Annotated in this window: 15 protein-coding genes; 5 read left to right on the plus strand and 10 right to left on the minus strand. The window is 71.1% G+C overall.

From position 1 onward, the window contains the following. The first annotated feature begins 82 nt into the window (after positions 1-82). Entirely contained in the window at positions 83-721 is a 639-nt protein-coding gene (locus tag CP981_RS32825) for a LysE family transporter (RefSeq protein WP_085922482.1), read from the plus strand. Here the strand turns inward: CP981_RS32825 and CP981_RS32830 are convergent. The 3 genes from CP981_RS32830 to CP981_RS32840 form a co-directional block, all read right to left on the minus strand. After that, complete coding sequence (locus CP981_RS32830; RefSeq protein WP_085922481.1) at positions 692-3,070, minus strand: GH92 family glycosyl hydrolase; 2,379 nt, start codon at positions 3,068-3,070, stop codon at positions 692-694. The two genes, CP981_RS32825 and CP981_RS32830, sit on opposite strands and share 30 nt — an antisense overlap. A 353-nt stretch (positions 3,071-3,423) precedes the next feature. Then, positions 3,424-3,906, minus strand: coding sequence for a hypothetical protein (locus tag CP981_RS32835; protein WP_085922480.1), 483 nt, complete (start codon positions 3,904-3,906; stop codon positions 3,424-3,426). Between the two features lie 14 nt (positions 3,907-3,920). Then, entirely contained in the window at positions 3,921-4,658 is a 738-nt protein-coding gene (locus tag CP981_RS32840; RefSeq protein WP_341873694.1) for an NsdA family TPR-like regulatory protein, read from the minus strand. 107 nt (positions 4,659-4,765) lie between these two features. On the opposite strand from CP981_RS32840, the gene CP981_RS32845 reads away from it, so the two are divergent. Continuing rightward, positions 4,766-5,227, plus strand: a complete 462-nt coding sequence (locus CP981_RS32845) for a glycine-rich domain-containing protein (protein WP_085922479.1) — start codon at positions 4,766-4,768, stop codon at positions 5,225-5,227. A 328-nt stretch (positions 5,228-5,555) separates the two neighbouring features. Here the strand turns inward: CP981_RS32845 and CP981_RS32850 are convergent, their stop codons facing one another. Continuing rightward, complete coding sequence (locus tag CP981_RS32850; protein WP_085922478.1) at positions 5,556-5,996, minus strand: tautomerase family protein; 441 nt, start codon at positions 5,994-5,996, stop codon at positions 5,556-5,558. 119 nt (positions 5,997-6,115) lie between these two features. Between CP981_RS32850 and CP981_RS32855 the strand changes: the two genes are divergently transcribed. Further along, on the plus strand, positions 6,116-7,057 hold the full coding sequence (locus tag CP981_RS32855) for a LysR family transcriptional regulator (RefSeq protein ID WP_085922477.1): 942 nt from the start codon (positions 6,116-6,118) through the stop codon (positions 7,055-7,057). Positions 7,058-7,103: 46 nt separating this feature from the next. On the opposite strand, the gene CP981_RS32860 is transcribed toward CP981_RS32855, so the two are convergent. Beyond that, on the minus strand, positions 7,104-7,841 hold the full coding sequence (locus tag CP981_RS32860) for a class I SAM-dependent methyltransferase (protein WP_085922476.1): 738 nt from the start codon (positions 7,839-7,841) through the stop codon (positions 7,104-7,106). Positions 7,842-7,989: 148 nt separating this feature from the next. Next, on the minus strand, positions 7,990-9,264 hold the full coding sequence (locus tag CP981_RS32865; RefSeq protein WP_085922475.1) for an MFS transporter: 1,275 nt from the start codon (positions 9,262-9,264) through the stop codon (positions 7,990-7,992). Between the two features lie 99 nt (positions 9,265-9,363). Between CP981_RS32865 and CP981_RS32870 the strand changes: the two genes are divergently transcribed. Next, positions 9,364-10,368, plus strand: coding sequence for an ArsR/SmtB family transcription factor (locus CP981_RS32870; RefSeq protein WP_085922474.1), 1,005 nt, complete (start codon positions 9,364-9,366; stop codon positions 10,366-10,368). Positions 10,369-10,618: 250 nt separating this feature from the next. Continuing rightward, positions 10,619-11,095 carry a hypothetical protein gene (locus tag CP981_RS32875; protein WP_085922473.1) on the plus strand — a complete coding sequence of 159 codons (477 nt, stop codon included), beginning with the start codon at positions 10,619-10,621 and terminating at the stop codon, positions 11,093-11,095. Between the two features lie 75 nt (positions 11,096-11,170). Here CP981_RS32875 and CP981_RS32880 read toward each other — a convergent pair whose 3' ends face one another. The 4 genes from CP981_RS32880 to CP981_RS32895 form a co-directional block, all read right to left on the minus strand. Continuing rightward, positions 11,171-12,622 (minus strand): amino acid permease, encoded by a 1,452-nt coding sequence (locus tag CP981_RS32880; RefSeq protein WP_085922748.1) that lies wholly within the window; start codon positions 12,620-12,622, stop codon positions 11,171-11,173. 125 nt (positions 12,623-12,747) lie between these two features. Further along, positions 12,748-12,963 carry a dodecin gene (locus CP981_RS32885; RefSeq protein WP_085922472.1) on the minus strand — a complete coding sequence of 72 codons (216 nt, stop codon included), beginning with the start codon at positions 12,961-12,963 and terminating at the stop codon, positions 12,748-12,750. Positions 12,964-13,062: 99 nt separating this feature from the next. Then, complete coding sequence (locus CP981_RS32890) at positions 13,063-13,524, minus strand: universal stress protein (protein WP_085922471.1); 462 nt, start codon at positions 13,522-13,524, stop codon at positions 13,063-13,065. A 78-nt stretch (positions 13,525-13,602) separates the two neighbouring features. After that, positions 13,603-14,310 carry a PAS domain-containing protein gene (locus CP981_RS32895; RefSeq protein ID WP_085922470.1) on the minus strand — a complete coding sequence of 236 codons (708 nt, stop codon included), beginning with the start codon at positions 14,308-14,310 and terminating at the stop codon, positions 13,603-13,605. Positions 14,311-14,405 lie beyond the last annotated feature (95 nt).

The raw sequence follows: 14,405 nt of genomic DNA on the forward strand, positions 1-14,405 counted from the left end.
CCCACCGTGCGGAGATGCCACACGGTTCGCTGTGGAAACTTTCGATGGACCCACCACATGCGCCCGCCCGAAGGTGGACGGCATGACCGAGATCCTGACCGATGCCTTTCTGCCGGGCCTGTGGGCGGGCTATGCGCTGGCCGTTCCCGTCGGCGCGCTGGCCGTACTGCTGGTGAGCGTGACCGCCCGGACCTCGTTCCGGGTCGGTGCCTCGGCCGCGCTCGGGGTGGCGACCGCCGACGGCCTCTACGCGCTGGCCGCGGTGGCCGGCGGCGCCGCCCTCTCCCGTGCGCTCGCCCCCGTCGCGGTCCCGCTGCGCGAGCTCGCCGCCGTCGTCCTGCTCGCCATGGCGCTCCGGACCGCCGTACGGGCCCTGCGCCACCGCGGCGAGGAAGAAGGCCCGGAACGGGACGTCCTGGGACGCCCCGGCCGGGCCTATCTCGCCTTCCTGGGGCTGACGTTGATCAACCCCTGGGCGATTCTCTACTTCTCCGCGCTGGTGCTGGCCGGTGGCGCGGACGCCCTGGGTGACGGCGCCGCCGGCCCCGCCGCCTTCGTGGCGGCCGTGCTCACCGCCTCCGTGAGCTGGCAACTGCTCCTGGCCGCGGGCGGAACCGTGCTGGGCAGGACGCTGACCGGCCCACGGGGGCGCGTCGTCACCGCGCTGCTCTCCGCCGTGGTCATCTCAGCCCTAGCGGCCGGACTGCTGCTGCGCGGCTGAGGCGGTGCCCACCGGCGGCGGCGCGGCCTGGTCACCGGTACCCCAGCCGGACGGCTTGGGTCCCACGGTGAAGGCCAGTTCACCACCCGAGCGCAGATCCTCGGTGGTGAGGTAGGTCCGGTCGTGGCCGGCGCCGTCCAGCCGGACCGACTGCACATAGCGGTCGGTGGCGGAGGTGCCGGGCGCCGTGACCGTGAAGTGCCCTGACGGGTAGTAGCGCCGGTCCAGCGTCAGATCCACCCGGTCGAAGACCGGGGTGCTCAGCCCCCAGCTGTCGGTGCCCGGCTGCACCGGGAACACCCCGATCGAGGAGAGCACCATCCACGCCGACATCGTCCCCAGATCGTCGTTCCCGGTCATCCCGGACGGCGCATCGGTGAACAGGGTCAGCGCCGCATGCACCACATCCGTCGTCTTCCAAGGGCGGCCGGTGGAGAGATAGGTGTACGGCGCGATCAGATCCGGCTCGTTCTGCGGGTTGTACTTGTCGGCGTTGTAGTAGTCGTAGGGCCCGTTGACCCACACCTCGCGGGCCGTTTTCTCCGGGTCCTTCAGCAGCTTCTGGTAGGCGAAGAACGCATCCAGGCGCTCATCGGCCTGGTCCCTGCCGCCGATCAGCCGCAGCATCCCCGGCAGATCCTGCGGCACCAGCCACTGGTACTGCCAGGACGTGCCCTCGTGGAAACCCTCGCTCTTGGCCGGGTCGGCCGGGCCGGTGAAGGCACCCTGCGCGTCGCGGGCCCGGAAGAAGCCGGTCGAACCGTCGAAGATCTTGCGGTAGTTCTGGGCGCGGGCCGCATACCGGTCGGCGTCCTTGCCGTGCCCCAGGTCGCGCGCCATCTGGGCCAGCATCGCATCCGACAGGGCGTATTCGAGGGTCGCCGACGCACCGTGGTCGAAGTCGGAGTCGCCGGGCTTGGTGTGCGGACGGCCCTTGACGTACGGGGCGAAGCCGGCCTTCAGGTAGGGCGCGTTGGCCTCCCGGCCCACGGCCGGCGAATCGGCCGGTGGCACTCCGTCGGCGTTCTTCTTCAGCGCCGCGTACGCCTCCTCCTCATGGCCCCGCAACAGCCCCTGCTGATAGGCGTTGGTCAGGAACGGGGTGACCGGATCGCCGGTCATGATGTTCGTCTCGACCGTTCCGTAACCCCACTTGGGCAGCCAGCCGCTCTCCTTGGCGATCCGCAGCACCGACACCGCCATATCGCGCGACTCACCCGGCGCCAGCAGCGCCAGCAGCTGCGCCTGGGTGCGATAGGTGTCCCACAACGACCAGTTCTGGTAGTACGTGAAGCCCTCGGCACGGTGGGTCCGCTGGTCCCAGCCCGTATAGCGGCCGTCCACGTCGCTGCCGATGTTCGGCGCGAGGAAGGACCGGTAGAGCGAGGAGTAGAAGGTCCGGCGCAGTGTCCGGTCGCCGCCCCGGGCCTTCACCAGCCCCAGTCGCCGTTCCCAGGCGCTGTCGGCCGCGGCCTTCGTACGGTCGAAGGAACTGCCGCCCTCGGCCCGCAGATTGCGGGCGGCGCCCGCCGCGTCCACATAGCTGAGGGCCGTGGTCGCCTCGACGGTACGGTCCGTGCGGGTGTCGAAGCGGGCGTAGGCCCCGTGCCGACCGGTGGCGGTGGACTCCTTGGACCCGGCCGTCACCTTGTCGCCGTCCCAGGTCCCGTACGACGTGAACGGCCGGTCGAAGCGGGTGATCGTGTAGACGGTGTACGGCTTGGTGTCCTGGCAGAAGCCACGGCCGGTGATAGCGGTGCGGATGGTGCGGGAGTCCAGTACCTCGACCCGGGTCGAGACCGTCTTGTGCAGCGACTGGCCCGTATTGAGCAGCACATTGGCCTTGTCGGTGGCCGGGAAGGTGTAGCGCTGCTTCCCGGTGCGGGCGGTCGCGGTGAGCTCGGCGGTGATCCCGCCGTAGGACGTCAGGCCGACGCGGTAATAGCCGGGCCGGGCCGATTCGTCGTCGTGGCGGTAGCCGGCCGCGTACTTCGCATAGTCGGTCTCGGTGATGTCGCCCGTGGTGGGCAGTACCGGCAGATCACCGCCGAGCCCGCAGCCCACACCCGAGATGTGCACCGAACTGAAGCCGCGGATGTGGTCGTCGTCGTAGCCGTAGCCGGTGGTGTGCCCGGTGTCCGGGGAGAGCTGCACCATGCCGAACGGTACGGCGGCGCCCGGGTAGGTGTTGCCGTCCTTCTGGCTGCCGATGAACGGGTTGACCAGGTCGGTGAGCGGGCCGCCGGGCGGCTCGGCCTGCGCGGCGGGGACCGCGAGCACGCTCCCGATGAGCGCGGCCGCCAGCACCGCGCCCGCGGTACGCAGCCGGGTACGACTGAGCCATGGCATGGATCCGGACCTCCGGGGGTTGGGTCGCCGGACTGCCGGCCGGCCCGTGCGGACGAGCACACACGGCCTGCACGGCCGACAACGTTGTCAGAGCGCGCTCATTCTTGGCGGCGGCCCACTGCGCGTCAAGAGGTGCCGCGGGAGTAACTCCGGTGCGCCCGGCTCCTGTCGAGGAGCCGGGCGCACCCTCCCGGGAGCGAACGGTGAAGGCCAGTTCACGACCCGAGCGCGGATCCTCGGTTGGTGAGGTAGGTCAGGTCGTGGCCGGCGCAGTCCAGATGGACCGACTGCACAAAGCGGTCGGGGGCGGAGGTGGGGGCGCAGGTGGTCGTCCTGATGCGGATGATGCGGCGCTAGGAGCCACGCCGGGCGTCCCTCGGCCAGATGACGTCCACCGGCACGCCAGCGCTGCGCGCTTGCTCGACTGTGTCCGCCGTGCCCCCGCCCTTCCCCGATGGCGGCGCGCCATCCCAGACGGCAACGAGCCGATCGGCGCGCTTCAGCAGCTCACCATTCGCTGCCTCATACGCCGCACGGTTTGCCGTGTCGTAGGGCATCGTGACCACCTCGGCCGCAGCCGCGAGGCGGTCGAATGCAGGAGCGTGATCGGGCTTGACCTTGGCCTGCCGGTAGTCCCGCGAGGGCAGGATGACGACCAGTCGGCCGCCGGCCTCAACCACAGCTTCGGCAAACAGTGTGTCCGAACCACGCGCGAGGCAGGTGACGCCGACCAAATCGCCCTGGTGGTCGCGTAGCAGGTCTCTGAGTTCTTCCTGCACGAGCGGCACGGTGCTTTCCGCGAGGTCCATGTGGCCAGTCACGGCGATGGTGGTCATTCCCTTGCGTCTCCCTACCTTGCCAGCAGATCGCGGATCTTGTCCCGGGCCTCACGCACTGGCCCGGGTACGCCCTTGCCGACCGTATAGGGGTAGAGCTGCGCGAGCTGCTGCCGGACCCTCCCCGACTGGGTGCGCGCAGCAGCGCTCACCGCATGGTGCGTGGTCTCCGCGGCGCCGGTGACGTCACCCAGCAGAAAGCTGCACTCGGCCAACCCGATCCAGTCGAGGGCGTGACTCCTGCCGGCGTCCGGTCCGCGTTGGGCGAGCGCCGCCAGGATCTCCTGCGATGCGGCCGCGGCGTGCTCGTGAGGATCGGTGCGGGCAAGGTCCAGCCGTCCGCCGGTCACGCCGGCCAATTCGGCGGTGTCGAAGTAGTGGATCCAGTAGGGCTCTTCGACTCCGGCTGCTGACGACAGGGCGTCTTCGGCGTGCCTGGTCGCTCGATGGAAGGCGGCATGTCGCCCCATCGCCGCGTAGGCCCACGCCTCGCGGGTGTGGAGCATCGCGCGCAGCCGCGGTCCTGCCGAGGTGCGGACGCCTTCCTGGGCGAGCCGGACCAGTTCGAGGGCGTCTTGTGGATGGTTGACGTACAGCATCTGCCGCGCCATGCCGGCCAACACGTTGGCCCCGAAGTGGGTGTCGCCGGCTGCGTGCGCGGCTCGGAGCGCCACGCGGTAGTAGTCCTGCGCCCGGCGCTGTTGTCCGGCATCCCATGCCATGGTGGCGGCGCTGCCGGCGAGTTGTGCCATAACCGCACCTATACCCCCGTCCCGGCCGAAACTCCTTGGCCGGACTGCTCGGCCGGGACAGGGTTCGGCCTCCACAGCGAGGCATCGCACCTCATCCAAGGAGAACCATGGACAAGTCTGCCCGATCGTTACTGACCCAGGTGGAGTTCGACGCCGTCAGCTCCACCGTCCAGACCGACAACCCCGACGTCTCGGAGGACGACGCTGCGGTAATCGTCTCCGAGGCACTGGCGTTCGTCGCCACCTGCGCCCTGTTTCCCACCGCGCGCCTGGCCCCGTCCCGCGTGGTCGACGCGGGGTGGCATGCGCTCATCCTGCACACCCAGACCTACGCCGAACTGTGCGCGAGGCTCGGTGCCTTCGTTCACCACCGGCCCGAGGAACCCGACCCCGCCCGCTATGACCAGGACGTCATCGACCGCACCACGGCCTTGGTCGAGGAAGCCGGGTACAGCGTCAATGTTGATCTGTGGGGACCGCCGGACGGTGATCTGGTGTCGGTGGCCGCCAAGTGCCAGCACTCGGACGACAGCGGGCCGATCGTGACCATCCCTAAGCCCAAGGGCTAGCCTGCCATTCCGCGACGAGAGGGAAAGCCATGGAGTGGATCAACCCTGAGTACGCCGATCTCGTAAGGTCCATGCGGATCGCGGAAGCGGCTATCGGCAGTGATGATCGTCCCCCGCTCCGCGGCTTCCTCATCCCGGGCAGCGCAGGCGACGGGGACCAGCAGGGCCCCAGCTTCCACCACCCCTCCGAGTGATAGGCGCAACCTGGAGCGAACCGTGTGCGTCCCGCCCGCTCTCCTGTGAGAGCGGGCGGGACGTTGTTGCTTCTGCTCATCCGCCGGGCGCTCGGCTACGGATCCGTTACGAGCGCACAACTGGGCGAAAGGCTTCAGCGGGCGGCGACGGCGGGTGTGGCGGCGGCTTCCGAAGTGGCCGGCGCGGCCGCGGCCCGCCGGTAGTAGTCGAGTTGCGTCACCCCGTTGTAGCCGTAGCTCTCCGGGTGCAGTTCGTGGAGCGCGACACCGGACCGGGGGAGTGGGCCGAGGAGGTCCGTCAGCAGTTCATCGGCCGCGGCGATGAAGGCGGCCTTCTCCGCGGCGCTGTTGGTGCCCGCGGTGAGGCTCGCCTCCACATGCGCGTCACGGCCGTCGGTCAGGGGCGTGCTGTCGATGTAATAGCGGCCGGGCGGCACCAGGTTGAGGTGGACGATGGTGCGCGCGGCGGACTTGCGCAGCACCGTGACCGCCAGCCGCGTCAGCCCCTCGGCCAGGGCGCGCTGGACGTCGGTGGGGAGGTCGGGGTCGGGGACGGTGACCCGGAAGTACGGCATGGCTCTCCTCGGCATCTGCTCGGGGTGTCGCCGCCGGAACCGGCGGCACGGAGCCAGCGTCACCGAACCGGGCATCATTGATCCAACGCATAGCCGTCATAGGGATATGAGGCCCCCGCATGACCCTGAATCTGCCCCAGTTGAGGGCCTTCCTCGCCGTCGTCGACGCGGGCGGGTTCAGTGCGGCCGCCGCCGACCTGGGCATGAGCCAGTCGGCGGTGTCGCACGCCGTCGCCTCCCTGGAACGCGAGTTGGCCGCCCCGCTGCTGATCCGTGCCCACCCCGTGCGGACGACCGCGCTCGGTGAACGGGTCCTGCCGCACGCCCGTATGGCGCTGTCGGCGGTCCGGGCCGTGGAGGAGATCGCGGCCGATGTCACCGGGACGATGACCGGCACCGTGCGGCTGGCCGCCACACCGACGGTCTGCCAGGGGCTGGTCCCCGGCCTGCTCCGGCACTGGCGCGAGGATCAGCCCCGGATCACCGTGCGGGTCTTCGAGGGCGACAGCGGCGAGGTCGCGGCCTGGCTGGAGGACGGGACGGCCGATGCCGCCATCCTGATCGACCCTGCCCCGGCCGCCGCCGGGAGGCGGCCCCAGGCCGACCCCGGCATCCAGCTCGCCACGGACGAGTACCGGGCCCTGCTGCCCCGGGACCACCCGCTCGCGGACGAACCCGGTGTCGACCTCCGCGACCTGGAGGACGACCCGTTCCTGACCTCACCCAACGGCTGCGAGGCCCGGGTCCGTACGCTCCACCGCCGGGCCGGGCTGCGTTTCTCCCCCACGCACCGGGTGCGGGACCTGGCGACGCTGATCCGCATGGTGCAGGCCGGGATCGGCGTGACCGTCCTGTCCGAGGTCTCCCGCTCGCTGATCCCCGCCGACCTGGTCCTGCTCCCGCTGACGCCGCAGACCTCACGCCGCCTCGTACTGACCGGACCGCAGGCCCGCCCCTGGCACCCGGCGCTGCGCACCCTGGCGGAGTCGGCCGCCGGTCATCTGGCCCACACTGCCGCCCGGGCGGCGGAAGGCCACCCCCTGCCCAGCGGCAGCCGCTGAGCACTCGGGGCGCCGCGCCCGGCCGCGCCCCACGGCCCGTTGAGGTTCATGCCCGGGCGTCGCGGCGGAACAGCGCCGCCCAGAGGAAGGCCTCGCCGAAGTACGGGGACTCCGGCGGCTCGTCATGCATACGCCGCAGCTCTACCTCCGTCAGGTCCGAGAAGATCCGGCGCAGCGACTCGGGGCTGTAAGCGAGGCCGCCGTGCAGGCGGGACTGGCGGTAGAACTCGACGTCGGGGAGTTCGGAGCCCATCCCGCCGGCCGCGAAGCAGGTGAGCACGAGATGGCCGCCGGGTGCGAGCAGCCGGTCGAGGAGGGCGAGGTAGCTGATGCGGCGGTGCGGCGGCAGATGATGGAAGCAGCCGGAGTCGTGAATCAGGTCGTACGGACCGCTGAGTGCGTCACCGGCCGGCCCGAAGGCGTCGCCGCAGTGGAAGGCGACCTGCGCGCCCGCCTCCCGGGCACGGTCCTCGGCCCAGGCCACGGCCGCCGGCGCGAGGTCGACGGCATCCACCTCGAACCCCAGCGAGGCGAGGTGCAGCGCATTGCGGCCCGGCCCGCAGCCCAGGTCGAGGGCCCGGCCCGGGGCGATCAGCCCGCGTTCGAGGTACGAGACCAGGTGCTCGTCCGGCTTCGCCACGAAGAACGGCACCGCCCTGTCCCGGTCCGCGTAGAAGCCGTCCCACCATGCGGCCCCCTCGCTCGTCCAGCGGTCGGCTTCCGGCGCGAACAGGCCGTCCAGAAGCCGGAGTACGTCGTCCATGGTGCGGATGTCCCGGTCCATCCGGTCCCCCTTTCCTCCGCGGCGATCGTAGGGTCGATGAGGACAAAAGCCCAGATCGGAGGGGATGTCGGGATGCTGTCACCGGCGGTGTGCGCGGCTGGGGTGAGGGGGTGAAGGGTGTCACCTATGGCCTGGGGTGCGGTGGCTCTCACGCCCCTGTCGAGGTCCGGGGAGGGGGTAATTCCCGGTGCGCCGGGGCGAGTTTTCCGGCCGGTTTCCGGTCGGCCCGGGTGCTGTCTTCGTCCTGCGCCGTCTGACGTTCCGGCACCACCGGGCGCAGCCCGGGTGCCAGGGCGAGTGTGACCGCGACCGACGCGGCCGCCATCGCCGCCATCGCGGTCGCGGGCGAGGTGCGCTCGGCGATGGCACCGGCCAGGGCGGCGCCCACACCCTGGAGGGTCAGCATGCCGGAGGAGTGCAACCCCAGGGCGTGGCCGCTCAGTTCGTCCGGGGTCAGGGACAGCAGACGCTCCTGGAGCGGGAGGTTCGCCGCATAGCCGACGGTGGCGAGCAGTACCGCGGCCACCGCGAGGGGGAGCGCCGGGCGGACGGCGAACAGCAGATAGGGCGCGGCGAGCAGCAGACACAGCGGGACGCAGAGCCGTGGTCGCCACCGCCGGGGGACGCATCTGCCGATCAGGACGTCCCCGGTCAGCATGCCGAGGGCGCCGCAGGCGAAGAGGAGGCCCGCGTGCCGGGGCGCGTAGGGCACATAGAGGGACTCGCAGCCGACGATCAGCCCGTTGGGCACCCACAGGGCGAGATAGACGGTGCGGCGGGGGCCGGCGGACCACAGGCGGGCGTTGTTCCGCCAGGTGTCGGCCACGGACGCCCGGCCCGCGGCGCGCGGGGGCCGCGGGCCGAGACCGCACCGGGCGACGACCGCGGCGGCGGCGTACAGCGCGGCGCCGGCGAGCAGGGTGCCGCGTGCCGACAGGACGGTCACCAGCACCCCGCCGACCGCGAACCCGCAGATCTGTAGCAGCCCGTCGGACATATTGAGCACCGAGCGGCCCAGCGGATAGCCCTCGCGCGCGAGGATCTCGTGGAGCAGCCCGTAGCGCACTCCGCCGCCCAGCGACGAGACCGGGCCCAGCGCCAGGAGGACGGCGAAGGCCGCCCACACGGGCAGCCCCGGGAGGGCCTGGACGGCGGTGCCGAGGCCGAGGAGCAGCGCCAGGCCGGTCAGCGCGGCACGCGGCGGCATCCGGTCGGCCGCCGACAGCAGGGTCGCCGCACCGATCACCTGGGCGAGGGCCGGCCCGAACATGGCGAGGGCGGAGAGCAGCGGCGAGCCGGTCGCGGCGTAGACCCGGTGGCCCAGGGCCAGTCCGCTCATGGTCTGGGCCGCCACCTGAAGGGCGGTGGTGAGGAAGAACGGGGTGAACTCCGGTGTACGGAAGAGCTGTCGGTAGGTACGCACGGTTCGGGAGTCTCGGGGGCCGCGCGGCCGGGGCGTTACTGTTTCGCGGGTCGGCGAAACCACGGCGAGCCGCGCGGGGCGGGGGAGAGGGCGGAGGAGATGGGCTGGTGGGAGGTCAGCGCGGACACCCTCGCCGGAAGCCGCTTCGTACTCTCCCCGCTGGCCGAGACCATCGCCGCGCTGAAGACCCTGCACCGCGGCTCGGCCGCGCATCCGGGGGAGAGTGCTTGGCTCGCGCGCCATGGGCCCGCCTATCGCGGACGGCTGGCCGATGACCCGGTCACCGCCGTCCTGGTCCGAGCCGCTCTCGGGCACCGCTGGAACGCGACCTTCCTGACCCCCACCCCGGCCGCGGAAGGCGCCGGGGAAGCGCCGTCCTTCACCGACGAGTTGGCGGCCGTCCGCGCGACCTCGCCCGATATCGCCCGCGCCGATCTGGCCGTGTCCCTGGGCGGCCGGCCGCTCCCCGGCCCGCTGCGCCGCGCCGACGATCTGCCCGAGCGCACCGCCGGTCTGCTGGAGTGGGTGTGGCAGGAAGCGGTGCTGCCGTACTGGCCACGGCGCCGGCGGGTCCTGGAGGCCGATGTCCTCGCCCGCGGCGCGCAGTTGAGCCGGGGCGGCTGGACCGCGGCGCTGGACGGGATGCGCCCCGGGATGCGCTGGCTCGGCGCGAACCGGCTGCAGATCACGGCGGCCGACGACCACCCGCCGCGGGAACTCGCCGGGGCGCAGCTGTTGTTCGTCCCGGTCACCCCGCGTCAGAGCTGGGTCTCGTGGGACGTGCGCCCGGCCGCGGGCGGACACCGTTCCGCCGTGGTGTATCCCTGCTCGGGCGCGCTGGCCGGGACCGGCCGGGTGGCGGCGCCCGAGCAGCTGGGTGCCTTGCTGGGCCCCGCGCGGGCGGGCGTTCTCGTCCTCCTCGGCACGCCCAAGAGCACCACTCAGCTGGTGGCGCTGACCGGTCAGGGGCTGGGGTCGGTCGGCCGGCACCTCAAGGTGCTGTCGGAGGCCCGGCTGGTCGGCCGCCGCCGGGCCGGACGGTCCGTGCTCTACTTCCGGACGGCGGTCGGCGAGGCCCTGGTGGCAGCGCAGTGTGACGCATGAGAAGGGTGTTCCTGCCGCGTCGTCCCATGGGCCCGGCACCCCGAAAATCATGGGGTTCTGCCTTGCTCTCTTCAGGGGCGCGTGCCTCAATGGGCAGCGATTCAGGTCGCTGACCGTCCGTCAGATCTGGACGGTGTGTCGGCACGGGGTCCGACCGCGGCCCCCGGGTGGCTGCCTGTCGTTCCTCCCGCACCCCTCGACGGCCGGTGCCATGGACCTGCACCCCCCTCATGAAGGCGGTAACCCCCCTATGAAGCACCTCAGACCCGGCAGATTCGGCTTCCGTACGGCACTTGTCGTCGCCGTCGCCACCGCGGGCACCCTCGCGATGGCACCGGCCGCCCCCGCGGTGACCCCCGGCACCGCCACCCTCTCCTTCAACTGCGGCTTCTACGGTTCCGGTACGGGGACGCTCACCGCGACCCAGAACGGCACGGCCGCGACCATCAGCCTCTCCACCTCGGCGATCACCTCACCCATACCCATCGGTGCGAACTCGGTGGCGTCCACCCTCACCCTCACCAAGAACGGCTCCGGGACCACACAGTTCACCGGCAAGGCCAACCCGGCGATCCCGGCCGGCAGTCCGGTCTCCACCGGACCGCTGAAAGGTACGGTCGCCGCGGGCGACCGCCTGGAGGCCACGTCCCTGAAGGTCGTGGTGCTGGGCATCACGGCCACCTGCAACGCCACGTCCAAGCAGTCGCCCGGACCGTTCGTCTTCTGAGAGACGGGCGGGGGCCGGCGGACCCACGCCCGCCGGCCCCCGCCGTACGACCGCCGCCCGGTCAGCGGGCGTGGCTCACAGCATCCCCGGGCCGTCCCCCGCGCCGGAGGCCTCCCGTTCCGCCCGCGCCAGGTTCGAGCGGCGGTAGGAGTAGGTGAAGTAGATGACCATGCCGATCACGAACCACACCGCGAACCGGACCCAGGTCTGCCACGCCAGGAACGTGATCAGCCAGATCGAGAAGCACACCCCGATCGCCGGCACCACCGGCATACCCGGCGTACGGAACGTCCGCGGCAGGTCGGGGCGCTTGTAGCGGAGCACGATCACCGCGATGCAGACCACCACGAACGCGAGCAGGATGCCGATGTTCGTCAGCTCGGCGGCCTCACCGATCGGCAGGAAGCCCGCGATGGCCGCGGAGGCGAAGCCGACGATCCAGGTCACCCTGGTCGGCACATGGTGCTTGGGGCTCGTCTTGGCGAACCATTTCGGCAGCAGACCGTCGCGGCTCATCGAGAACCACACCCGGGTCACCCCGAGCATGAAGGTGAACATGACGGTCAGAATGCCGATGATCGCGCCGACCGCGATGACATCCGCGAGGCTGCTCAGCCCCACCGACTTGAACGCCGACGAGAATCCGCTCTCCGGGTCGATGTCCTTGTAGTTCTGCATACCCGTCAGCACCAGGCAGGCGAGGACATACAGCACCATCGAGATCGCCAGCGAATACATGATCGCCTTCGGCATATGGCGCTGGGCGTCCTTGGACTCCTCGGCCGCGGTGCTCATCGCGTCATAGCCGAAGACGGCGAAGAAGACGGTGGCCGCGCCGGTGAAGGCACCGGTCACCCCGAACGGGAAGAACGGGTGGTAGTTCGAGGTGTTGATGTGGAAGAAGCCGACCGCGATCACCACGATGACCACCAGGACCTTCAGGCCCACCACGATCGTCTCGAAGCGTGCGGCGTTCTTGATGCCCAGCGTCAGCAGATAGGCGATCAGCAGACAGAGCACCGCGGCGAAAAGGTCCACCCGGTGCCCCGGCCCCGTTCCCGGCGCGCCCAGCATCCAGGCGGGCAGATCGACGCCCATTTCGCCGAGCAGAAAGCCGAAATAGCCGGAGATGCCGATCGCGACCACCGCCACGATCGCGGTGTACTCCAGCAGCAGATCCCAGCCGATGAACCAGCCCGCCACCTCACCGAGGACCGCATAGCCATAGGTGTAGGCCGAGCCCGCCTTCGGGATCAGCCCGGCGAATTCGGCGTAGGAAAACGCCGCCGCGGCGCTCGCGATGCCCGCGATGAGAAAGGAGATCAGCACCGCCGGTCCGGCCTTCTCATTCGCGACGGTGCCGGCCAGTGTGAAGATTCCCGCGCCGATGATCCCGCCGACGCCGATGGCGGTCAGCTGCCACAGGCCGAGCGCCCGGGTGAGCTGCTCGCTCGCGGTGCCTTCCGCCTCTTCAATGTGTTCGATCGGTTTACGGCGCAATACGCCCTGTCCCGCGCGCAGGCCCATCGTCATCCCTCCGTACGCTCCGTCGTGGTCCGACGGCGGATCATCATGGACCCTCGGGGGCGACTAAGGAAGGCGACTCCCTAGTACTGTCGGGACTCGCCGGGAGACGTACACGGGAGAGGTGTTCAATCGGCGTCCTCCAGCCGGAAACCGACCTTCAGGCCGACCTGGTAATGGTCGATCTCGCCGTTGACGATATGCCCGCGGACCTGGGTGATCTCGAACCAGTCGAGATTGCGCAGGGTCTCCGAGGCGCGCTTGATGCCATTTTTGACCGCGGCGTCCATGCTCTGCTGGGACGTACCGACGATCTCGGTCACACGATAGGTGCGGTCGGTCACGGTGGTCTCCCTCGCCGGGGCGGCGCTCCGCCCGTCCACTTTCCACCGTGCATCAGGGCGCGGCAGCCCACCAGCGGAGCGGCGGGCGGGCCCGGGGATCTACGGCACGACGGTGACCGGCCAGCGGCCGGCCTTGACCAGCCGCACCGCGACCGAGCCCATGATGCGGTGCCCGGCGGACTCCGAGGCGCCGACCACCACCGCATCGGCCTTCAGGTCGTCGGCCATCTGCACCATGCCGTTGTACGGGTCGCCCCGCAGGGTGTGGAACTCCCAGCGCACCTGGTATATCCCCTGGAGCCGCTCGGTCGCGCTGCGGATCTCGGCCATCAGCTCCTCGGCCACCTCGTTCGTGGCATCCACCACCGGAGCCCCCATCGACGCACCGGCCGGCAGCACCGGCTGGACGTAGACCAGGGCGAGCTTCGAGGCCTGGCGCCTGGCCAGTCCCGCCGCATAGGCGGCGGCGCGCCACGACGAGTCGGAGCCGTCGATACCGACGACGATGACCTTCGGGCCGTCCGTTCCGCGCTCGAACTGCGCGGCTGTGTTCTCGTCCACACCACGGAGGTTATCCGCACACGCGTGCTGTCGGGCCCCCGGGCCGCGCCGCCACCCGCCGGTGCCCGCCCGGGCCGGTCAGGCGGGCGCCGGCGGCCAGCTGTCCGCCGCCAGCACACCCAGCACATACGCCCTGGCCACCAGCGCCGTACGGCCCTGCACCCGCCAGCGGCGGGCCAGCCGGGTCAGGTGGTAGTTCACCCCGTCGACCGTCAGGCCGAGCGCCGTACCGATCGACGCCGTGGTCGCGCCGCCCGCGGCCAGCGCCAGGATGCGGGCCTCCACCGGGCTCGCCGGGGCGCGCGGCGCCGGCGCCGGAGCGGGGTCGGCGACCCGCAGCAGCGCCAGCAGGGCGGGCGGGTGCACCGACGGATCGCCCACCGGATCGACCGTCAGCTCCCCTTCCCGCTCCCTGCCGTCGGACCCGTCCCGCCAGCGCACCTCCACCGGATAGCGCGACCGGCGCCCCATGCGCAGCGCCTCGATCAGCCGGTCGAGCTGTGCCTTGGCCCGGGGCTCGAAGAGGTCCAGCAGATTGCGGCCGCGCAGCTGCCCCGGTGCCGCGCCCCACTGGGCGGCCATCGCCGGGTTCGCGATCAGCACCTCGCCATGGGCCCGGCACACCGCGATCGGCGTGGGGATACGGTCCAGCAGGATCAGGAAGTAGTTGCGCCAGGGGCCGTCCGCGTACGGCCCGGCCGGGTCGATTTCCGCGCTGTCACAGGACGGCTTGCCCGCGCAGTCGGCGTCGGTGCCCGGTGTACCGCCGGCAGTCCCGTTGTCCATTGCCTCTTCTCCGGTCCGCGCGCAAGAGCGAGCAGCGAAAAACCACTGCACAATCATGCAGTTGTCCGGGCGTGACCTGCGCGTGGGGGCCCGCA

It is taken from the genome of Streptomyces platensis (assembly GCF_008704855.1).
GTDB classification, from domain to species: Bacteria; Actinomycetota; Actinomycetes; order Streptomycetales; family Streptomycetaceae; genus Streptomyces; species Streptomyces platensis.